Here is a 21,537-nt window from a genome sequence, read left to right as displayed (position 1 = left end):
AAACAGGAAACATCCGGCGCCAATCCAGGCCAGAATAAGAACGGACAACACTAAGGAGCGGTATGACTGAAACAGCACACACCGGGGTGAGCCATCGCCACTGGATACTGATCGCCGCGATGCTGGCGATGTTTATGGCGGCCATTGAGGTGACCATCGTCGCCACGGCCATGCCCACCATCGTGGCGGAGCTGGGCGGATTTTCACAATTTGGCTGGGTTTTTTCCGTTTATCTGCTGACTCAGGCGGTCAGCGTGCCCCTTTACGGCAGGCTTGCCGATCTGTGGGGAAGGAAACGCGTCTTCTTTATCGGCACGTCGTTGTTCCTTCTTGGCTCGGTACTGTGCGGTTTCGCGCCCGCCATGAGCTGGCTGATCCTGTTTCGCGCCGTCCAGGGGCTGGGCGCGGGCGCAATTATGCCGCTGACCGCGACTATTATCGCCGACGTCTACTCGCCAAAAGAGCGGGCGGGTATCCAGGGCTGGCTCTCCAGCGTCTGGGGCGTGGCGGCGGTGGTCGGGCCGCTGACCGGCGCCTGGATAGTGGCGCATTTCAGCTGGTCGCTGGTGTTCTGGGTTAACGTGCCGGTAGGGATCGTTTCGATGCTGATGCTGGCGCGCTGGTTTCCGGAATCGCGAGGTGAAACGCGACAGAGGCTTAACCTGGCGGGCAGCGGCTGGCTGATGCTGACGGTCAGCGCGCTGCTGACGGCGCTGCTGCAGGCACAGCTGCTCGGTAACTGGGCATTTGTGCTGTCTGGCGTCGCCATACTGTCGGCTTTTATGCTGGTACGGCATGAAAAAAGGGCGCCCGCGCCGCTGTTCCCGTTGGTGATATGGCGTAGCCGGACAATCGTGGCGGGCAACCTCGGCAACCTGATTATCGGCGCGGCAATGATGGGCATCAGCGCATTTTTGCCCACGTGGATCCAGGGCGTTAACGGCGGCACGCCGCTCCAGGCAGGCAGCGCGCTGGCGATGATGTCGATCGGCTGGCCGCTGGCCAGTACGCTCAGCGGCAGGCTGATGCTGCGCACCTCTTACCGTTTCACCGCCCAGCTTGGCTCGCTGCTGCTGATTGCCGGTACGGCGCTGCTGCTGACGCTGCACGTGGACAGCGGCATTAGCTACGCGGGGGTCGCCGCGTTCGTTATTGGCACCGGTATGGGCATGACCAGCACCACGTTCCTGATCGCCGTGCAAAACAGCGCGGAGTTTTCAGTACGCGGCATTTGTACCGCCTCGGTGATGTTCAGTCGCCTGCTGGGATCGGCGGCAGGCACGGCGGTCATGGGCGCGGTGCTGAACTATAACCTGGCGCAGCGGCTGCCGCAGCACGACGATCCGGTGCAGCAGATTATGGCGCAGGCGCAGAGAGAAGCTTTATCGCAAGGGAGTTTGCAGCATGTGATTGGCGAGGTGGCCAGCTCGCTGCACTGGGTGTTTGCCGTTTCATTGGTCATCGCCTTCGCCAGCCTGGCGGTGGCGCGGTTTATCCCGGCGAAGAAACCGGAATAAAGAAAGGGCCGCGCAGGCGGCCCTTATCCATCAGGAAGAAGGGGCATCCTGAGAGGTCCCGGCGCTGGCCGGTACGGCCGCGTCGCTATCGCCGTTGCGTTCACGCTTGTAGACTATTTTTTGCGAATCGTTTTCACAATGGCCTACCACCTGACCGCCAGCCTGATCGGCCTGGTCGCTGGGCACCACGTCCAGCGTAAAGCCGGAAGCAGGCACGCCGTTATTGATAATTTTCTGATTAATGTCCGCTTTAACCGTCTCGCAGGAAGCCTGTACAGCCAGCGGAGCGGCGACCATCAACGCCGGTAACAGCCATTTTATCGCTTTCATCGTCCTTTCCTTTTGCCTGAAAATTACGCTAACTATAGCAGCTATCCGCTATCAGGGCGCGACGGGACGTCCGCTGCGGCGATCCAGGCAGCGCAATGTGCTCGGCTCCCAGTAGGCATTAACGTTCAGGCTCTGCTCACAGGCGTCGCGAGTATCAATGGCGCGGTCAGCCTTATCAAAATTCTTTTCCACGCGCTGATTCACTTTGCTGCGCAGGCGATGGGTTTCATCCCACTGCTCTTTCTCCTGGCGGGCCTGCTCTTTAGTCAGCGAGCTGTCGCCGTCCTGAATGATCAGCCTGTCCGTTCTTGCTTCGGCGGTCTGCTGAAAAGAGGCCAGCGCGCCAAACAGAACCAGCGGCAGCGCAGCCCTGACCAGCGTAGATTGCCAGAAATTCATCTTTTTCATCATCAATTCCTTATTCCTGTTTTACAGCCGCGCGGCTGCATCGAACGCCGCGAATAGTATATCATCTGCGCGCGCGGGCTAACCAGCCGACTTGCGCATCCGTTTAGCCTGTAGTGAGGAAACATGCTGCTGAAAACCGTCCTGCTTTTTTTTCTGACCGCGCTGGCCGAGATCGTCGGCTGTTTTCTGCCCTGGCTGTGGCTACGCAAGGGTGGCTCCGCCTGGCTGTTGCTGCCCGCGGCGGCCAGCCTGGGGCTGTTTGTCTGGCTGCTGACGCTGCATCCGGCGGCGAGCGGGCGCGTCTATGCGGCCTACGGCGGCGTATATGTGGCGACGGCGCTGCTGTGGCTGCGTTTTGTGGATGGCGTAAAGCTAAGTCATTACGACTGGGCGGGCGCGGCAATCGCCCTGGGCGGGATGCTGATTATCGTGGCCGGTTGGGGAAGGGGCTAGCAAATCAGAACAGGCCCGGCAGAAGGTAGCCGCCGGGCCAGATAGCGCATTACGCCTTATGGACTTTGGCCCGGCCAGGATTAAAGCCGCCGGGCCAGATAGCACATTACGCCTTATGCACTTTCAGCCCGGCCAGGGTTTGCGCGACCGGCATCATTTCCAGCGTGTTGATATTGACATGCTTCGGCAGCGTGGCGACCCACCAGACCGCTTCAGTCACGTCTTCGGCAGTCAGCGGCTCGGTGCCGTCGTAGACGCTATCGGCCTTAGCGTCATCGCCTTTAAAGCGCACGTTCGAAAACTCCGTGCCGCCCACCAGTCCCGGCTCGATATCGGTCACGCGCAGGGCGGTGCCGTGCAGATCGGTGCGCAGATTCAGGCTGAACTGCCGCACGAAGGCTTTAGTCGCGCCATAAACGTTGCCGCCCGCGTAAGGCCAGCTGCCGGCAATCGATCCCAGATTGATAATATGGCCCACGTTGCGCTCAACCATCGCCGGCAGCACGGCGCGGGTCATATAGACCAGCCCTTTATTATTGGTGTCGATCATCGCTTCCCAATCGTCCAGGCTCGCTTTATGCGCGGGTTCGATGCCTAACGCCAGCCCGGCATTATTGACCAGCACGTCGATATTGCGCCATTCGGCGGGAAGCTGCTCCAGCGCCTCTTCAATGGCCGCACGGTTGCGGACGTCAAGCTGTAGCGTATAAAGGTTGTCGCCCAGCTCCTGTTTCAACGTTTGCAGACGCTCCTGACGACGGCCGGTGGCGATTACCTTGTGTCCTTCACGGATAAAGCGTCGGGTAATGCTTTCGCCGAATCCGGCAGTGGCACCCGTAACAAATACGATCATCTCACTGTTCCTCAACGCATTTTGGATTCTCAACACGATAACACTTCAGATCGATTCTGATAAGAAGGATTGGTTATGGTTGATAATACAGGCTGCACGATCGAGGTGCGTTCTGCGTAAAAACGCCAGAAAACGGTGCAATGGCACAGGGAAAAACTGCTCGCTGCGCAAGAAAAAAAGGCAGGCAATCGTTTGCTGATTGCTGCAATCGGTTGCGCATACGATTGCCTCGATTCATTCAGGGTTTCTTAATGCATCCATATTTAAGTAACTGATAAATAGCATATAAATTCCGATTATTAATGTGGCACAGCAATTGCAGCTTTGAACGCAGGCCGTTCACTGTTCGCCAAAGACTTGTTCAGAAGGAAGCGCTATGCCATCCATCACCGCCATTCGCGGCAGTTTTTTTGATATCACCGCACCGGTCAGCCAGCCTGAAGAACTGCCGGCCCACGCCCGCTACATTGAAGACGGCCTGCTGCTGCTGTGCGAAGGCGAAATTCTTTCGCTTCAGACGTGGGAAGCGGGGCAGCATCAGCTCGCCGCCGGGCAGCCGATAACCGACTACCGAGGCAAGCTTATTGTGCCGGGTTTTGTCGACAGCCATATTCACTATCCGCAAACGGAGATGATCGGCGCTTTCGGCGAGCAGCTGCTGGAGTGGCTGCAACAGTACACTTTCCCGGTAGAGAGCCAGTATCACTGTCCGCAGCACGCGGCAAAGATGTCGGCCTTTTTTCTGCACCAGCTGCTGAGTAACGGCACCACCACGGCGCTGGTTTTCGGCACCGTGCATCCGGAATCGGTGGATGCGCTGTTCAGCGCGGCCGAAGGGTTGGGAATGCGTCTGATCGCCGGGAAAGTCATGATGGATCGCCATGCGCCGGACTACCTGACCGAGACGCCCGAACAGAGCTACCGGCAAACCCGCGAGCTGATTGAGCGCTGGCATAATCGCGGGCGCCTGAGCTATGCGCTGACGCCGCGCTTTGCGCCAACCTCTTCGCCAGCGCTGCTGGAAAAGGTCAGGCAGCTGAAGGAAGCCTATCCGGATATCTGGCTGCACACCCACCTGAGCGAAAACCCGCAGGAAGTTGCCTGGGTCAACGCGCTTTTCCCCGAGCGCGACGGCTATCTGGACGTGTATCACCATTATCAGCTGACGGGCCGCCGCAGCGTCTTCGCGCACTGCATCCATCTGGAGGATAGCGAGTGGGACTGCCTGCATCAGACTGATTCGGCAGTCGCCTTCTGTCCTACTTCTAACCTGTTTCTCGGCAGCGGCCTGTTTAAGCTACAAACCTGCTGGCAAAAAAACGTCAGGCTGGGCATCGGTACGGATGTCGGCGCGGGCACCACTTTTAATATGCTGCAAACGCTGGGCGAAGCCTACAAGGTCGGGCAGCTACAGCAGTATAAAATGGCCGCCTGTGAGGCGTTCTACCACGCCACGCTCGGCGGCGCGCAGGCGCTGGATCTGCATCATAAGATCGGTAACTTCCAGCCCGGCAAAGAGGCGGACTTCGTGGTGCTCGATCCGGCCGTCTCGGCGCTGCAAAAGCTGCGCTGCGCCAACAGCCGCGATATCTGGGAGAAACTTTTTGTGCTGATGACGCTGGGCGACGATCGCAATATCGCCTGTACCTGGGTCAACGGCAAACTGGTCTGGCAGCCGCAGAGCGAGGAGAAAGCCGCATGATCCAGTTTTTACTGAACCAGACGCTGGTCACCGAGCAAAGTCTCGATCCTGAAACCACCGTACTGAACTATTTACGCCAGAACCAGCGCCGCTGCGGCACCAAAGAGGGCTGCGCTTCGGGCGACTGCGGTGCCTGTACGGTCACGTTGGGGCGCGTCGAGGCGGGCAAAATGGTGTATGAAACCGTCAACAGCTGCATCACCTTCGTCAGTAGCCTTCAGGGCAAACAGCTGATCGCCGTTGAGGATCTCCGCCAGGGCGACGAGCTGCACGAGGTGCAAAAAGCGCTGGCGACGTGCCACGCCTCGCAGTGCGGCTTTTGTACGCCGGGTTTTGCGATGTCGCTGTTTACGCTGCAAAAAAACAGTGAAGGCTGGCGGCGGCAAGAGGCGGAGCAGGCGCTGGCGGGCAACCTGTGCCGCTGCACCGGCTATCGGCCGATTATTGATGCGGCGCGTCAGCTCTGCGAACGGCCGCAGCCGGACAGCTTTGCGCAGCGCGAGGCGCAGACGGTGGCAAAACTGATGGCGATCCACAACGGCGAAGAGCAGGAGCTGGCGTTCAACGGCAACCGCTGCCTGCTGCCGAAAAGCCTCGATCGCCTGGCGGAACTGCTGCTGGCGCATCCGGAGGCGAAGCTGCTGGCGGGCGGCACGGATTTAGCGCTCCAGGTGACGCAAAGCTATAAACCGCTGCCTTTGGTTATCGCCCTGGATCAGATAGCAGCACTGAAAGCCTGTCGGGAAGAGGAGCAGGCGATTGTGCTGGGGGCGGGCGCTTCCCTTCAATCCTGCGCCACGCTGTTGCGGCCCCATATTCCTGCCTTCGCGCAGGTGCTGGAGCGTTTCGCTTCGTTGCAGATCCGCAATCGCGGCACGCTGGGTGGCAATATCGCCAACGGCTCGCCCATCGGCGATACCCCGCCGATGCTGCTGGCGCTCAACGCAACGCTGACGCTTCAGCGCGGCTCACAAATCCGCACGCTGCCGCTGGATGAATTTTTCGTGGACTATCGCAAAACTGCGCTACGGCCCGGCGAATTTATCCTGTCAATCAGCGTGCCAAAAGTGACCGCGTCACAACATTTCCGCGCGTGGAAGGTGTCCAAGCGGCTGGAAGATGATATTTCCGCCGTTTTCGGTGCATTTATGCTGGAGCGCGACGCCGACGGCCGGGTAACCGCCGCGCGTATCGCCTTCGGCGGCATGGCGGCAACGCCAAAACGTGCCGTCCATTGCGAAAGCGCGCTGGTGGGCAAACCGCTGACGCAGCAGTCGCTGGCGCTGGCCTGCCGTGCGCTGGAGCAGGACTTTACGCCGCTGAGCGACTTCCGCGCCAGCGCGGCCTACCGGTTACAGGTAGCGAAGAACCTGCTGCGTCGCTATCACGCTTCGCTTACGGAAGAGCTAACCCTGCTGGAGGTAACAGACTATGTCCAATAATCGTCCCTTAGTGGCGGCTGACGTTATCGCCCGGCAGTATCAGGCAGGCATTCAGAGCGGCGTCGGTAAAAGCAATAAGCACGAGAGCGCGGATAAGCACGTCTCCGGCGAGGCGATCTACATCGACGACAGGCTGGAGCTGCCGGGCATGCTGCATCTCTGTCCCCGCCTTAGCGAGCATGCGCACGCCCGCATCCTCAGCATAGATACCGATCCCTGCTACGCCATTCCCGGCGTGGTCAGCGTGCTGACCTGGCAAAGCGTGCCGGGCGAAGGGGATATCGGGCCGCTGGAGCCGGGCGATCCGCTGCTGGCAAAAGACGTCGTAGAGTATGCCGGACAGATCGTGCTGGCGGTGGCGGCGTCAAGCCCGCAGGCGGCCCGCCGGGCGGCGGAAGCGGCCATTATTGAGTACGAGCCGCTGACGCCGGTGCTGGACGTCAAAGAGGCGCTGGCGAAAGCGCATTTTGTGCAGCAGCCGCATGTGCACCAGCGGGGCGACGCGGAAGCCGCGCTCGCTCGCGCCAGCCATCGGCTTCAGGGCGAGTTCCACATCGGCGGCCAGGAGCATTTTTACCTGGAAACGCAGATTGCGCTGGTGGTGCCGGGCGAAGACCAGTCGCTCCAGGTTTTTTCCTCCACGCAAAATCCGACGGAAGTGCAGAAGCTGGTAGCGTCGGTGATGGGGATCACCATGAACAAGGTGACGATAGATATGCGGCGGATGGGCGGCGGCTTTGGCGGTAAAGAGACGCAGGCCGCCGGCGTCGCCTGCCTGTGCGCGGTAGCGGCGCGGCAGACGGGCAGACCGGTGAAAATGCGGCTGGCGCGACGTGACGATATGCACATAACCGGCAAGCGGCATCCCTTCTACGTGCGCTATGACGTAGGGGTGGATAACGATGGGCGCTTCTGCGGCGTAAAAATCGATCTGGCCGGCAACTGCGGCTATTCGCTGGATCTCTCTGGTTCGATCGTCGATCGCGCCATGTTTCATGCCGACAACGCCTACTATCTTGGCGACGCGCTGATCACCGGCTATCGCTGCCGTACCAATACGGCGTCCAACACGGCCTATCGCGGCTTTGGCGGCCCGCAGGGCATGGTGGCGATTGAGCAGATCATGGATCATATCGCCCGCGAGCTGAACCTCGATCCGCTTGAGGTACGCAAACGCAATTATTACGGCAAAGAAACGCGTAACGTCACGCACTACCACCAGCAGGTGGAAGGCAATTTGCTGGAGGAGATGACCGCGCAGCTGGAGGCCAGCGCGGACTATGCGGCCCGCCGCCGCGAAATCACCGCCTTTAATCACGGCAGCGCTTATCTGAAACGTGGCCTGGCGCTGACGCCGGTGAAGTTCGGCATCTCTTTTACCTCCAGCTTCCTTAATCAGGCGGGCGCGCTGATCCTGATTTACACCGACGGCACCGTACAGCTTAACCACGGCGGCACGGAAATGGGCCAGGGCCTTAATACCAAAGTTGCGCAGATCGTGGCGGAAGTGCTGCAAATCGACGTCGATCGCATCCAGATCACCGCAACGGATACCGGCAAAGTGCCTAATACCTCGCCGACGGCCGCCTCAAGCGGCACCGATCTTAACGGTAAGGCCGCCCAGAACGCGGCGCAGATCCTGCGCGACCGATTAACGGCTATGCTGTGCAGCCTGCATAACTGTAGCGCTGAGCAGGTCAGCTTCAGCAACGGCATCGTCAAGGCAGGCGAAAAACATTTCACCTTTGCGGACGTGGCGCAGCTGGCCTGGCTGAACCAGGTGCCGCTTGCCGCGACCGGCTACTACAAAGTGCCCGGCATTCATTACGATCGTGAAGCAGGGCGCGGCACGCCTTTTTACTACTACGCCTTTGGCGCGGCCTGCGTGGAGGTCATTGTCGATACGCTGACCGGCGAATATCGGCTGCTGCGGGCGGATATTCTGCATGACGTCGGCGCCTCGCTGAACCCGGCGATCGATATTGGCCAGGTTGAGGGCGGCTTCGTGCAGGGCGTGGGCTGGCTGACCAGCGAGGAGCTGGTGTGGAACGAGCAGGGCCGCCTGATGACCGACGGCCCCGCCAGCTACAAAATTCCGGCGATTGGCGACGTGCCTGCGGATCTGCGGGTTACGCTGGTGGAAAACCGTAAAAACCCGAAAGACACGGTGTTTCATTCCAAAGCGGTGGGCGAGCCGCCGTTTATGCTGGGGATAGCCGCCTGGTGCGCACTCCAGGATGCCGTAGCCAGCGTTGGCGACTACCGTCAGCACCCGCTGCTGGATGCGCCCGCCACGCCGGAAAGGGTCTTCTGGGGGGCAGAAAAAATGAGGGAACATAATGCGACCTGACGACTGGATTAAAATACTGGCCTCGCTACACGAAAAGCGTGAGCCCTGCGTACTGCTGACGGTGCTGGAGGAAAAAGGCTCGGTGCCGCGCGACAGCGGCAGCAAAATGATTGTCACCGCCGGGCAATCTTTTCTGACCATCGGCGGCGGCCATCTGGAATATCAGTGCATCGCCCTTGCCAGAGAGATGCTGACGACGCGCAGCAGCGAACCGCGTAGCGAGCATTTCAACCTGGGCGCCCGGCTTGGACAGTGCTGCGGCGGCATGACCTCCGTGCTGTTTGAGCCGTTGATCCAGCCGCAGCCGCAGATAGCGGTGTTTGGCGCAGGCCACGTAGGCCGGGCGCTGGTCACCATTCTGGCGACGCTGCCCTGTCATGTCTGTTGGGTAGACGAGCGTAAAGAGCAGTTCGTTCAGGTGCCGGAAGGGGTGACGATCTGCTGCCCGGAAGATCCGCGCGACGCGGTGAAACAGATGCCGCCGGAAAGCTATTACGTGGTGATGACCCACCATCATCCCACCGATCTGGCGCTCTGCGAGGCGATCCTGACGCGCGGCGACTATCGTTACTTCGGGGTGATTGGCTCGGCGACCAAACGTCAGCGGTTTGATTATCGGCTGGAGGGCAAGGGCTTCAGTCGCCAGCAGCTGGATACCCTGCGCTGCCCGATTGGCCTGCCTGACGTGAAAGGCAAGCTGCCCGCCGAGATTGCGGTAGCGGTAGCGGGTGAGATTATTGCCTGCTATGGGCAATAAAACGGCCAGCATGGCTGGCCGGGAAAAGGAGAAGCGCGTCAGGTCACGCGATAAAATCTGATTGACTGATTATTTGAGGTTATCAGGAAAATTCGCAGGCAGCTCGCTGGCCGCACAGTCAATCACGCTGTCGTTATCGGGTCCGCAGTCGTGGATAAACGTGATCGTCGCGAACTCATCGATAATTTCCGTTGGATAAGCCGGGCCGGCTTCGCGATAGCGTTCCATTTCCGCAATATGCTCGTTCTGGAAACAAACGGTTTTTTGCGGGTCATTCATGACCCAGCGCGGGAAGAAGATGGTGCCGTGAAACAGGCGGTCGCCCAGGTTAGCTATCAGGCTGACGTCGGTGCCGGTCGGCTCCGTCCAGGAAATTTTATAGCTCTCCTCGCCGACACGCACGATATAAGCCCGCTGATCTTTCACCCAGCGGTTGCCGACCATGCCGCTGTGAATACGATAATCCAGCGTCTGCTCGTTCTTGACGTAAATTTCGTAATTCCAGCCGTTGTCGTAGGTATAAACCAGGTGTTTACCGATAAAGCCGCTCAGGTCATTTCGATCGAATTTCATCTTATCCTCCTGTGTTTTTTTGACACTTTATCGGTTTATTTTCTGAATTAATAACGCTAATTTTAAGTCAAATTCATCTGATAATTAAATCAATCATGCATAAAACGACGCTGGAACAGTGGGCGCTGCTGGAGAAAGTGGTGGAGTCGGGCAGCTTTGCGAAAGCAGCGGAGGCGACCTGCCGCAGCCAGTCTTCGGTCAGCTACAACCTCGCGCTGCTGCAGAAAAGGCTGGGCGTGGCGCTGCTGCGGCCTGAAGGGCGGCGAACGGTACTGACGGCGGCGGGCGAGCAGCTGCTGGCGCGGGTCAGACCCTTGCTGAAAGCGTTCTGGTATGTGGAAGCCCATGCCGCTCTGTTGACCACGGGCGTGCGGACGCGCCTGGATTTAGTGGTGGATGCCATTTTCCCGCGCGGGCGCCTGTTTACCATTCTGCGGCAGTTTCAGCAGCAGCATCCGCATACGCAGGTAAACCTTACCGAAGTGCTGGAAAGCAACGCGGCAGAAAGGCCGGAAGCGGACGTGATGGTGCTGACGCGTCGTCAGGATCTGACCGGTCGGGGAGAATGGCTGATGAATATTGATTTTGTCGCGGTGGCGCATCGCGATCATCCGTTGCACCAGCAGGCGGCACCGCTGAGCGGCGAGGATCTGGCGGCTTACCCGCTTATCCGCATCGCAGAGCGGGAATCCGACGGCCAGGACGACAGCCTCGATGCGGCCGAATGCTGGACTTTCTCCACCATTGATGCCGCGGCGGAGGCCGTGATCGCGCAGGTCGGCTACGGCTGGCTGCCGGAAGAGCGTATCGCCTCGCAGCTGGCTGCCGGCACGCTGAAAATTCTTCCCATGACGCACGGCGGCAGACGTGCTACACCCTTACATCTGATTGTTAAAGATTTATCATCGGACGATCGGCAAATCCAGACGCTGACCAGGCTGTTCAGCATGCCTGCCTGATGCCGCCCGTTTCGCCTATTCGGAGAGTCGATAAGGAGTCATGCCATGCCCACTAATCCGTTCAGCCAGCCCAGCCCGCTGCCGTTTCAGGCGCCGCCTTTCGATCGCATTACCGAAGCCGACTATCGTCCGGCGCTGGAAGAGGGAATGCGGCAAAAACGGGAAGAGGTAGAGCGCATCGCCAACAGCGCCGAGCCGCCGACCTTCGCCAATACTTATCAGGCGCTGGAGCAGTGCGGACTGATGCTCCGGCGCGTGGAGAGCGTGTTTAACGCCATGACGTCAGCCAACACCAGCGATCTGCTCCAGCAGCTTGACGAGGAGATGTCGCCACGGCTGACGGCGCTGGAGGATGATATCCGCCTAAACAGCCAGCTGTTTGCACGTCTCGACAGCGTTTACCAGCAGCGCCAGAGCCTGGGGCTGGACGACGAATCGCTGCGCCTGGTGGAAGTAACCTGGCAGGCGTTTCAGCTCGCCGGGGCCAGCCTCAGTGACGACACAAAAGCGCAGCTGAAGGTGCTGAATCAGCAGGCGGCCACGCTGACCACGCAGTTCACCAATAAGCTGTTGGCGGCGACCAAAGCGGGCGGGCTTGCCGTCAACGATGCGGCAGCGCTGGCAGGGTTAAGCGAGGCCGAACTGAGCGCGGCCGCCGCAGCGGCGCAGGAGAAAGGCCTGCAGCCGCAGTGGCTGCTGGTGCTGCAAAACACTACGCAGCAGCCGGCTCTGCAAAGCCTCAGCAACCGCGACACGCGGGAGGCGCTGTTTTCGGCTGCCTGGCAACGGGCTGAAAAGGGCGACGGCAACGATACCCGCGCGCCGATCGCTAATCTGGCCAGCATCCGCGCGCGTCAGGCGCAGCTGTTGGGGTTTGCCAGCTATGCCGACTGGAAGCTTCAGGATCAGACGGCCTCAACTCCCCAGGCCGCCCTCGATTTTATGCGTGCCATCGTGCCTGCTGCCACCGCGCGTGCTAACCGCGAGGCGGCGGATATTCAGGCGGTGATTGACCAGCAGCAGGGCGGTTTCCGCCTTCAGCCCTGGGACTGGCTGTTCTATGCCGAACAGGTGCGCAAGGCGAATTACGATCTGGATGAAAACCAGATCAAACCTTACCTTGAGCTGAATAACGTACTGGAAAACGGCGTATTTTGGGCAGCCACCCAACTTTATGGCATTACCTTTAAGGCGCGCAGCGATATCCCGGTTTACCATCCCGACGTACGCGTCTATGAAATTCTGGACGTCGATGGCGAACCGATGGCGCTGTTCTATACCGACTATTTCAAGCGCGACAACAAGGGCGGCGGCGCGTGGATGGGTAATTTTGTTGAACAGTCCACGCTGCTCGGCACTAAGCCCGTTATTTATAACGTCTGCAACTATCCCAAACCGCCTGAAGGGCAGCCCGCGCTGCTCGCCTGGGATGACGTGATTACGCTGTTCCACGAGTTCGGCCACACGCTGCACGGTCTGTTCGCCGAACAGCGTTATCCCTCGCTTTCCGGCACCGCCACGCCCAGGGATTTCGTTGAGTTCCCCTCTCAGCTTAACGAACACTGGGCCAGCGATCCGCAGGTATTCAGCCATTTCGCCCGCCACTATCAAACCGGCGAGCCGATGCCCACGGCGCTGCATAAGAAAATCATCAACGCCAGCAAGTTCAATAAAGGCTACGACATGACCGAGCTGCTGGCCGCGGCGCTGCTGGATATGCACTGGCACAGCCTGGCCGCCGACCAGCAGGAGCAGGACGTCGCCACTTTTGAACAGCAGGCGCTGGAAGCCGAGCAAATCGCGCTCGCCGCCGTGCCGCCACGCTATCGCTCCAGCTACTTTCAGCATATCTGGGGCGGCGGCTATGCGGCAGGCTACTACGCCTATCTGTGGACGCAGATGCTGGCCGACGACGGTTTTGTCTGGTTCAGCGAGCACGGCGGCCTGACGCGGGAAAACGGCCAGCGGTTTCGCGACGCCGTTCTGTCGCGCGGCAACAGCGGGGATCTGAAAGCGCTGTATGCACAGTGGCGCGGCAGAGAGCCGGAAATCGAAGCCATGCTGATTAACCGGGGATTAAAAGAGGAAGGCTGACGGCGTCTTCAGCGCGACGGCAGTCACCGTCGCGCTGGCGTGAGTCAGGCGAAAGGCCCGCCCTGAATGGTGTCGCACATGCCCTGAAGAATGCGCTCGCCGGTTTCGCTTTGCAGTTCCCGATACCACTGCTCCGTGACGGCCATATCCTTGCCGTGCGTAACGTCGCAGCGTTTGCGGGCTTTCAATACCAGATCCTTCACGCGTCCGGCGCGCCGGGCCTGATAGCGCAGCAGCGCGTCTTCAATACCCATCGAATGCGTTTGCAGGCAGTTTGCCAGCACTACCGCATCCTCCATTGCCGCGCAGCCGCCCTGACCAATATCGGGCGTGGTGCTGTGCGCCGCATCGCCCAGCAATGCCACGCGGCCTTTTACCAGCTGTGGAAACGGTTCGATATCATGGATTTCCACACGGTTGGTGGTGGCCGGATCGATCTGCGCAATCAGCTTTTGCACCGGCGCGGCCCAGCCTTGAAAATAGCGTTGCAAATCGGCGCGCAGCGTGCTGCGATCTTCCGCCAGCCCCGGCGGCAGCGGCACGTCAAAGAAAAAGTAAAAGCGGTTGTTCGCCACCGGCATCAGCGAAACGCGCTTGCCTTCGCCGACAAAGGTCGTCCACTGCCGGGCTGGCGCGATGCTTTCGTCCAGCGCCACCAGCCCGTTCCAGTTAACATAGCCCGCGTAGCGCCGCGGCACGGTTTGTCCCAGCACGTAAGGACGGACGGCGGAGTGCGCGCCGTCGCAGGCAATCAGCAAATCGCCCTGCGCCTCGCTGCCGTCCGTAAAATACGCCGTCACGCCCCGATCGTGCTGTTCCACGCTCGCCACGCGTTTGCCGAACCGTACCCTGTCAAGGCCATAGTGTCCCAGCAGCATGGACTGTAATTCCGCGCGCGCGACCGGGTAAGGGCGCTCGCCGGACTCGGCAATCAGCGGCGCCAGGCTGAACTGCGTCAGAGGATTGCCCGTCCGCGCATCATGATAGGCCATGGTCTGCATCATGCCGCCCAGCGCCCGCAGCTGCTCTTTCATGCCCAGATAATTCAGGCACTTCACGCCGTTGGGCCAGATGGAGATGGCCGCGCCGACGGGCTTAATTTCTTTTACCGCTTCAAATACTGCGGTTTCGATACCAAAACGCTGCAGCGCAATGGCGGTGCACATGCCGCCGATCCCCGCGCCCATAATCAATGCTTTCATCTGTTTCTCCTTCAGGCTTCCCTGGAGGCTTTGCAACTTTTGTACCAGTTGCGCCGTCCGGTTCGCGCGGGGTGAAACAATCTGAACTATACAGGCGTTATGGCGACGGAGTGCGTCCAGTCCGCGCGCCTGGTGAAACGATCGTTTCGTTAAATTCCTGCTTCAGGCTGGCGCATTGCACCAGCATGGTGATCCATCAGTGAAACAAAAGTGACGGAAAGGGCCGAAGTGTTGGCAAAGCGCTAAAGAATTTGCCACAGTGGCAAAAGACCTTTTTCAGGAGAAAGCAAGATGGCAACCATAGCCTGTCTGCATGCGGCAAGAAGCAACATAGTGCTGTTTGAAGAGGCGCTGCAAGCGTTGGATTATGATGAGGTTCAGCTGCTGCACTGCGTGCAAAGCGAGCTGTTAACTCAGGCGGCAGAAGCGGGCGAAGTGACTCCCGACATTGAGGCGGCCGTCAGCCATATCCTCGACGAGCTGTGCCAGCAGGCCGATGCGGTGATCGTCACCTGTACCACGCTGGGCGTGGTGGCACTGGATCCTAAACGTTTCAGCAAGCCTGTTATTCGCGTGGACGCGGCGCTGGCGAAGGCGGCCTCGCACTATCACGGCGCGGTGCTGGTGCTCTGCACCGCCCATTCTACGCTTGCGGCCACCACGCGGCTGTTCGAGGCGTTTATTCCCGGCAGCCGTCTGGCCGTAGAACTGATCCCGCGCGCCTGGGCCTTTTTCAACCAGGGGGATATGGATGGCTACCATCGTGAGATCGCGCACTATATTCGCGATCGCCACGAGTGTGCGCTGGGCTGTATCGTGCTGGCGCAAAGTTCGATGGCGGGCGCGGCAAAGCAGATCAATACCACGCTGGCGGTGCTGACCGGCCCGGAAACCAGCCTGCAGGCCGCGCTCGAAGCTATTCTTTAATTTTTAAGGCGTTAAAAAGAGCTAGAGCGCAGCGGCAAAGCGTTTTAAGGTGTAGCCCCACGCTTTGACAGGAAACCACTATGTTCGATTTAACGCTGTTTATTCTGCTGTTTCTGGCGGGGCTCAGCTACTTCAGCCACAACCTGACCGTCGCTATCGCTTTGCTGGTGCTGATCGTGGTGCGCATGACGCCGCTGAACGCGCTGTTCCCGTGGATTGAAAAGCAGGGCGTCACCGTCGGGATTGTGATCCTGACCATTGGCGTCATGGCGCCCATTGCCAGCGGCGCGCTGCCGACCAGCACGCTGATGCACTCCTTTCTGAACTGGAAATCCCTGCTGGCGATCGCGGTAGGCATTTTCGTCTCCTGGGTAGGCGGGCGCGGCGTCAGCCTGATGGGATCGCAGCCTACTATCGTCGGCGGCCTGCTGATCGGCACGATTATCGGCGTGTCGCTGTTTCGCGGCGTGCCGGTCGGGCCGCTGATCGCCGCCGGGCTGGTGTCGCTGTTTATCGGTAAAATGTAGCCGTCCGCAGAAAGCGTTCTCTGCTATGATGACGCTCTTTTTTTTCGCCAGGAGAAACCGGTGAGCAAGCAGGACAAGCGCAGCAAGCGCGCCAAACTCAAAGCCAAACAGGCCAACAACGCCCGCGCGCGTGGCAAACAGCTGGATGCGGTCGGCCGCAGCAGCTACGTCGCCACACCCGAAATGATCGAGCTGTTCGCCAGCCTGCCGCCGCTGGACGAGCAGGGCGATATGCCTTTTGTCGGCGACGTTTACCGCTGGTGTGACGAGGAATATGGCTTTGACGGCGATAGTGCGGAAAACGAGATGTTGCAGGTTGCCGCGCTTTGCGTGCTCTATATCCACTGGCGCACCAGCGAAGGCGCGACCTCGCTGAACCAGAACGAGATGATTGAAGCGGCTATCCGCCTGAGCGAAGAAAACGAAGCCTTTAAAACGCATTATCAGGCGGCGCGCACGCTTATAGTAAAATAGCGCTAACGGGCGTTCCGGATGAGGAAACCCGCATAACTGTCCGCGCTTTCCAATGCATTTCCGCCCGGTCGATATCAGCGGCAACGCCGACGCAAAGACGGAAACCATTGCTTTAGCGCTGGTGGAGAAATATCTGACGCCATAACCAGGGAGCAGGCAAGATGTTAATAAAAAGGGGTTCAGGCTGGCTTGGGGCGATGCTGGTGCTGCTTATGGCAGGCTGTAGCCATAAGTCTGAGGTCAAATCGCTGGTCACGCCTTATGTGCCGCCCACGCCCGTAATAAAGCCTCAGCCTGTGCGCGGCGTCTGGCTGGCAACGGTGAACCACCTCGACTGGCCGCCGCCTGCTTCTCTAACGCTTGCCGATCCCGAACTGCGCATCGCGCGACAGCAGCAGGCGCTCGTTCAGCGGCTGGATAAGTATGTGGCGTTGGGCATCAATACGGTCTTTTTCCAGGTGAAGCCTGACGGCACCGCGCTTTATCGCTCCGCGATTTTGCCCTGGTCTGCCGAGCTGACCGGGGCAATCGGCCAGCATCCCGGTTACGATCCGCTGCAGTTTTTGCTCACCGAGGCGCATAAAAGAGGCCTCAAGGTACACGCGTGGCTTAATCCTTACCGGATCACGACGAACACTTCGCCAGCCACGGTCAGTGCGCTGCAAAAAACGCTGCGTCAGTCACCGGCCAGCGTTTTCGTGCTGCATCGCGACTGGGTGCGCGTCGCCAGCGATCGCTACGTGCTGGATCCGGGACTGCCGCAGGTTCGCCAGTGGATCAACAGCGTGGTCGCCGAGCTGGTAAAAAACTATGCGATCGATGGCGTGCAGTTCGATGACTATTTCTATTATGAAACGCCCTCGTCGCCGCTGGATGACAGCCGCAGCTGGCAGCAATACGGCGCAGGCTTTGCTGATAAGGCCAGCTGGCGGCGCAACAATACGCTGCTGCTGGTTAAAGAGGTGGCGGCGACGATCAAGTCCCTGAAGCCGGAGGTGGCGTTCGGCATCAGTCCGGCAGGCGTCTGGCGCAATGCGGACAAAGACGAGCGCGGTTCCGATACGCGCGGCGGCGAGGCTTACGATCAGGCCTTTGCCGATACCCGACTGTGGGTTAAAGAAGGGCTGCTGGATTATATTGCGCCCCAGCTTTACTGGCCGTTCGAGCGGAAAATCGTGCGTTATCCCACGCTGGCGAAATGGTGGGCTGACGTGGTCGGCAGCGGCCCCGTCAAACTCTATATCGGCGTGGCGCTGTATAAAGTGGGCAAGCCTACGGCTACCGAGCCGCAGTGGGGCGAAGAGCAGGGCGTGGCCGAGCTGAAAAGGCAGATTGAGCTCAACGAGACGCAGCCCGGCGTGGCCGGAACCATTCTGTTTCGCGACGCTTTTCTTGACGAGCCGCAAACGCAGCAGGCGGTGAACTACCTGCGCAGCCGCTGGGGTAAGCAGTAAAAAGAAACGCCGCCCATAAGAGGCGGCGTTCTGTTTTTGCAGGCTGCCTAGCCCGGATAAATGCCGCGATCTTTCCTTGCCATCAAAATACGCTCACAGGCAACGATATAGGCAGCGGTACGCAGGCTGCACTCTTTTTCCCGCGCTTTGTCCCAGATATGGATCATCGCTTCGGACATAATTTTGTCCATTCGCTCATTGATCTCGCTCTCGCTCCAGAAGAAGCTGGCCATATCCTGCACCCACTCGAAGTAGCTGACCGTTACGCCGCCCGCGTTACAGATAACGTCCGGCACTACGGTAATGCCGCGCGACGCCAGCATATCGTCTGCGTCCGGGTAGGTTGGGCCGTTAGCGCCTTCCAGGATCAGCTTGCAGCTCAGTTTTTCCGCGCGCTCACGGGTGATTTGTCCTTCCAGCGCCGCCGGGATCAGAATATCCATCGGCAGCTGCCAGAACGCTTCCGCGTCAATCGTCTGCGCGCCGCTGAACCCGGCGATATTTTTATGCGTCGCCTGCCAGTCGGTCAGCGCGGTCAGATCGATGCCTTCGGCATTGTAAAGCGTGGCGGAGTGATCCTGAACGGCCACCACCCGCGCGCCAGCGGCGACAAACAGTCGAGCCGCTTCGCTGCCGACGTTGCCGAAGCCCTGAACGGCAAGGCGCGCGCCGTCCGTTTCGATATTCAGGCGACGGGCGACTTCACGACCGGTAACAAATACGCCCCGACCGGTGGCTTTTTCACGGCCCAGCGATCCGCCGAGATGCACCGGCTTGCCGGTCACCACGCCGGTAATGGTGGTGCCCTGATTCATGGAATAGGTATCCATCATCCAGGCCATCACTTTGGCATTGGTGCCCACGTCCGGCGCCGGAATATCCTTTTGCGGGCCGATCACCAGGCCGATTTCGCTGGTGTAGCGACGGGTCAGTCGCTCCAGTTCGCCTTCGGAAAGCTTAAAGGGATCGACGCGGATGCCGCCTTTGGCACCGCCGTAAGGCAGGTTCACCGCGGCGCACTTGATGGTCATCCAGGCGGAAAGCGCCATGACCTCATTTAAGTCGACGTTGGGATGATAGCGAACGCCGCCCTTGCCCGGCCCGCGCGACAGATTGTGCTGCACGCGAAAGCCTTCAAAGTGACGAATGGAGCCATCGTCCATCTGAAGAGGAATATCCACGATCAGCGCGCGTTTAGGATGGCGTAGCGTATCGACCCAGCGACTCAGCTCGCCCAGGTAGGGCGCGACGCGATCGATCTGCTGCAGGTAGGTGGACCAGGCGGTGTTGGGGCTTTCTGACGCGTAAGATAGCTTATCCATAACAATGCTTTCCTGACAGTTATAAATGCTACGAAATGATGAGGGAGCCAGTGCTTCTGACCTGAACGCGGCATAATCTAACATTAATGAGTTGTTTTTAATTCATTAAATTAATGTTAATAAGAGCACGGAAAGGTGGATCGGCTGAGGGCAGGCGAATAATTAATTACCGCATTGACCCGTAGCCAGCCTTTGTATCAGGCTTTGGGAATAATTATGCATATCCACTGCATGTAGTCCGGTACGCCTTTATTTATCAGAACTTTGAGCCGGTTCAAACTTTGCCGAAAGCCTGCCAGGCGCGCGCGCTGCACGAAAAGGTTAACGTCTGCCACATCTTTTGTTACATTATAACACTCACTTTTTCAGTACCAACGGTAAACTCACCTGCGTTTACCTTGTCTTACGCCGTATCGTTAGAATAATAACGTTTTCAATACCAAAGCCGCTTTGGTCATGCCATTCACTGCCATAACAATGACGGGACAGATGAAAAGATTGCTTTTTTTGACGCAGTATCGGGTCTGCTGCTTTATCGCCTTTTACACGGGCATTTTATTAAACCTGCCGATTTTTCTCCGCCGCTTTCATCAGCTTCACTACGACGCCCTGCTGTCGATCGCCATTGAGGTGGTCGCGGCTTTTGCGCTGGTGCTGTTTACCACGCTGCTGGCCTCGCTGGCCGGCCGGCTGCTGTTCCGTGTTCTGACTTCGCTGCTGGTGGTGTTTTCCGTGGCCGCCAGCTATTACATGATCTTTTTCAACGTCGATATCGGCTACGGCATTATCGCGGCGGTGATGACCACCGACAGTTTCGATCTGTCCAGGGAGTCGGTCGGCTGGGATTTTGGCGTCTGGCTGGGCCTGGTGAGCCTGCTGCCGCTGCTGATCCTGTGGCTCGCGCCGCTGCCGGAAGCGGCCCTGCGGCGGCGTAACGGTGGCGCTATCGCCCGGCGCATCGGCGTCATGCTGGCCGCAGGCCTCTGCTGCTGGCTGCCGCTGAAGGTGATGGGCGAGCACCAGGATAATCTGGATCGCCAGCATAACCGCATGATGGCCAGCTACGGCGGCGTGGTCGCCGGCACCTATTCGCCATCAAACTGGCTGTCGGGCATGGGGCTGCTGGCCTACAGCAGCTGGAGCCAGGCAGAAGACAGTCGTAAACTGTTCGATCCCGCCGCGCACTTTACCTATAAGCCGCCAAAAGATGCGGACAGCCTCTATATCGTGTTTGTGATTGGCGAAAGCGCGCGGCGCGATCATATGGGGGTTTACGGTTACCAGCGCGACAATACGCCTTACCTGGATAAAGAGCCTAATCTGGCTGCGCTCCAGGGTTACTCCTGCGACACCTCAACCAAACTCTCGCTGCGCTGCATGTTTGTGCGCGAGGGCGGCGCGTCGGAAGCGCCAGAGCGCACGCTGAAAGAGATGAACGTGTTTTCCGTGCTGAAAAAGCAGGGCTTCTCCTCCGAGCTGTTTGCCATGCAGAGCGAGGCCTGGTTCTATAACAAAGCGCTGGCGGACGACTATGCGCTGCGGGAAGCCATTCAGTCCGAAAAGCGCAACGTCGGCAAGCCTATCGACGATATGGCGCTGGTCAGCGAGCTGAAGGATTCTGTCGAGCGTCATCCGCAGGGCAAACACCTGGTTATTCTGCATACCAAAGGGTCGCACTATCTTTATACCGAGCGTTATCCGCGTAGCTTTGCGCGCTATCAGCCGGAATGCCTGGGCATTGACGACGACTGCACCACGCAGCAGATGGTTAACTCTTACGATAACAGCCTGCTTTATACCGATTACGTGCTGGAGCAGGTCTTTAACCAACTGCGCGATCGTAACGCTATTGTGTTTTATGCTTCCGATCACGGCGAGTCGATTTCGCAAAATATGCATTTCCACGGCACGCCGCGCAATCAGGCACCGATGGCGCAGCGCAGCGTGCCGATCATGGTCTGGGCATCCGACAAATTTTTACAGCACCCCGATCATGCGGCGGCCTTTAATCAGCTGAAAAAAATGGCGCAGGATAAAACGCCGGTATTCCACGAAAAGCTGTACGACAGCCTGTTAGGCTGCGCGGGCTTTACCTCACCGGACGGCGGTATTAATCAGTTGCGTAACTGGTGTCACGTGCCCTGAGTCAGACTGTTAACAGGCAGACTCAGGACTGCCGTAAGATTGATGACA

Annotated in this window: 19 protein-coding genes; 13 read left to right on the top strand and 6 right to left on the bottom strand. The window is 59.1% G+C overall.

The genetic code is table 11. The features are described 5' to 3' along the window. Positions 1 to 62 precede the first annotated feature (62 nt). Positions 63 to 1,517 carry an MDR family MFS transporter gene (locus AB6T85_RS03335; protein ID WP_369894794.1) on the top strand — a complete coding sequence of 485 codons (1,455 nt, stop codon included), beginning with the start codon at positions 63 to 65 and terminating at the stop codon, positions 1,515 to 1,517. 30 nt (positions 1,518 to 1,547) lie between these two features. Here the strand turns inward: AB6T85_RS03335 and AB6T85_RS03330 are convergent, their stop codons facing one another. Both AB6T85_RS03330 and AB6T85_RS03325 read right to left on the bottom strand, forming a co-directional pair. Beyond that, positions 1,548 to 1,847 (bottom strand): DUF1161 domain-containing protein, encoded by a 300-nt coding sequence (locus AB6T85_RS03330; RefSeq protein WP_253454338.1) that lies wholly within the window; start codon positions 1,845 to 1,847, stop codon positions 1,548 to 1,550. A 51-nt stretch (positions 1,848 to 1,898) separates the two neighbouring features. Further along, positions 1,899 to 2,246 carry a DUF1283 family protein gene (locus tag AB6T85_RS03325; RefSeq protein WP_369894832.1) on the bottom strand — a complete coding sequence of 116 codons (348 nt, stop codon included), beginning with the start codon at positions 2,244 to 2,246 and terminating at the stop codon, positions 1,899 to 1,901. Positions 2,247 to 2,378: 132 nt separating this feature from the next. On the opposite strand from AB6T85_RS03325, the gene AB6T85_RS03320 reads away from it, so the two are divergent. Beyond that, a complete protein-coding gene (locus AB6T85_RS03320; RefSeq protein ID WP_301250949.1) occupies positions 2,379 to 2,708 on the top strand; it encodes a YnfA family protein in 330 nt (109 codons plus the stop codon). A 106-nt stretch (positions 2,709 to 2,814) separates the two neighbouring features. Here AB6T85_RS03320 and ydfG read toward each other — a convergent pair whose 3' ends face one another. Continuing rightward, a complete protein-coding gene (ydfG, locus tag AB6T85_RS03315) occupies positions 2,815 to 3,561 on the bottom strand; it encodes a bifunctional NADP-dependent 3-hydroxy acid dehydrogenase/3-hydroxypropionate dehydrogenase YdfG (protein ID WP_369894793.1) in 747 nt (248 codons plus the stop codon). Positions 3,562 to 3,937: 376 nt separating this feature from the next. Here ydfG and guaD point away from each other — a divergent pair, with 376 nt between their 5' ends. From guaD to xdhC, 4 genes are read left to right on the top strand one after another with little or no spacing between them, the layout of a single operon-like run. Beyond that, on the top strand, positions 3,938 to 5,263 hold the full coding sequence (gene guaD, locus AB6T85_RS03310; RefSeq protein ID WP_253454335.1) for a guanine deaminase: 1,326 nt from the start codon (positions 3,938 to 3,940) through the stop codon (positions 5,261 to 5,263). Next, positions 5,260 to 6,705, top strand: a complete 1,446-nt coding sequence (gene xdhA / locus AB6T85_RS03305; protein ID WP_369894792.1) for a xanthine dehydrogenase small subunit — start codon at positions 5,260 to 5,262, stop codon at positions 6,703 to 6,705. The genes guaD and xdhA overlap by 4 nt, the downstream gene beginning before the upstream one ends. Beyond that, the gene (gene xdhB / locus AB6T85_RS03300) at positions 6,695 to 9,055 is read left to right on the top strand and encodes a xanthine dehydrogenase molybdopterin binding subunit (RefSeq protein WP_125290083.1); all 2,361 of its coding nucleotides are present in this window, start codon (positions 6,695 to 6,697) and stop codon (positions 9,053 to 9,055) included. The genes xdhA and xdhB overlap by 11 nt, the downstream gene beginning before the upstream one ends. Further along, complete coding sequence (gene xdhC, locus AB6T85_RS03295; RefSeq protein WP_125290082.1) at positions 9,045 to 9,812, top strand: xanthine dehydrogenase accessory protein XdhC; 768 nt, start codon at positions 9,045 to 9,047, stop codon at positions 9,810 to 9,812. Before xdhB ends, xdhC begins: the two co-directional genes overlap by 11 nt. Before the next feature lie 69 nt (positions 9,813 to 9,881). Here xdhC and AB6T85_RS03290 read toward each other — a convergent pair whose 3' ends face one another. Then, complete coding sequence (locus AB6T85_RS03290) at positions 9,882 to 10,385, bottom strand: phenolic acid decarboxylase (protein WP_369894791.1); 504 nt, start codon at positions 10,383 to 10,385, stop codon at positions 9,882 to 9,884. A 95-nt stretch (positions 10,386 to 10,480) separates the two neighbouring features. Between AB6T85_RS03290 and AB6T85_RS03285 the strand changes: the two genes are divergently transcribed. Together AB6T85_RS03285 and dcp are read left to right on the top strand one after the other, a co-directional pair. After that, positions 10,481 to 11,344 (top strand): LysR family transcriptional regulator, encoded by an 864-nt coding sequence (locus AB6T85_RS03285; protein WP_369894790.1) that lies wholly within the window; start codon positions 10,481 to 10,483, stop codon positions 11,342 to 11,344. A gap of 45 nt (positions 11,345 to 11,389) precedes the next feature. Further along, complete coding sequence (gene dcp, locus AB6T85_RS03280; protein WP_253454332.1) at positions 11,390 to 13,438, top strand: peptidyl-dipeptidase Dcp; 2,049 nt, start codon at positions 11,390 to 11,392, stop codon at positions 13,436 to 13,438. Positions 13,439 to 13,482: 44 nt separating this feature from the next. Here the strand turns inward: dcp and hpxO are convergent, their stop codons facing one another. After that, positions 13,483 to 14,640: an FAD-dependent urate hydroxylase HpxO gene (hpxO, locus tag AB6T85_RS03275; RefSeq protein ID WP_369894789.1), complete on the bottom strand. Its 1,158-nt coding sequence runs from the start codon at positions 14,638 to 14,640 to the stop codon at positions 13,483 to 13,485. Between the two features lie 291 nt (positions 14,641 to 14,931). Between hpxO and AB6T85_RS03270 the strand changes: the two genes are divergently transcribed. The 4 genes from AB6T85_RS03270 (at position 14,932) to AB6T85_RS03255 (ending at position 18,022) form a co-directional block, all read left to right on the top strand. Then, a complete protein-coding gene (locus tag AB6T85_RS03270; protein ID WP_301250941.1) occupies positions 14,932 to 15,567 on the top strand; it encodes an aspartate/glutamate racemase family protein in 636 nt (211 codons plus the stop codon). An 80-nt stretch (positions 15,568 to 15,647) separates the two neighbouring features. After that, positions 15,648 to 16,094: a DUF441 domain-containing protein gene (locus AB6T85_RS03265; RefSeq protein ID WP_125290076.1), complete on the top strand. Its 447-nt coding sequence runs from the start codon at positions 15,648 to 15,650 to the stop codon at positions 16,092 to 16,094. A gap of 60 nt (positions 16,095 to 16,154) precedes the next feature. Then, positions 16,155 to 16,568 (top strand): hypothetical protein, encoded by a 414-nt coding sequence (locus tag AB6T85_RS03260; RefSeq protein ID WP_301729604.1) that lies wholly within the window; start codon positions 16,155 to 16,157, stop codon positions 16,566 to 16,568. A 161-nt stretch (positions 16,569 to 16,729) separates the two neighbouring features. Next, complete coding sequence (locus AB6T85_RS03255) at positions 16,730 to 18,022, top strand: glycoside hydrolase family 10-like protein (protein WP_369894788.1); 1,293 nt, start codon at positions 16,730 to 16,732, stop codon at positions 18,020 to 18,022. A 47-nt stretch (positions 18,023 to 18,069) separates the two neighbouring features. On the opposite strand, the gene AB6T85_RS03250 is transcribed toward AB6T85_RS03255, so the two are convergent. Beyond that, positions 18,070 to 19,344 (bottom strand): Glu/Leu/Phe/Val family dehydrogenase, encoded by a 1,275-nt coding sequence (locus AB6T85_RS03250; protein ID WP_253454327.1) that lies wholly within the window; start codon positions 19,342 to 19,344, stop codon positions 18,070 to 18,072. Positions 19,345 to 19,833: 489 nt separating this feature from the next. Here AB6T85_RS03250 and eptB point away from each other — a divergent pair, with 489 nt between their 5' ends. Further along, positions 19,834 to 21,489 (top strand): kdo(2)-lipid A phosphoethanolamine 7''-transferase, encoded by a 1,656-nt coding sequence (gene eptB, locus AB6T85_RS03245; protein ID WP_369894787.1) that lies wholly within the window; start codon positions 19,834 to 19,836, stop codon positions 21,487 to 21,489. Positions 21,490 to 21,537 lie beyond the last annotated feature (48 nt).

The sequence above is a fragment of the Erwinia aeris genome, from assembly GCF_041224955.1.
Lineage (GTDB): Bacteria > Pseudomonadota > Gammaproteobacteria > Enterobacterales > Enterobacteriaceae > Erwinia > Erwinia aeris.
The sequence above is the reverse complement of the archived record's forward strand: the minus strand, read 5'-3'. Positions and strand labels throughout refer to the sequence as shown.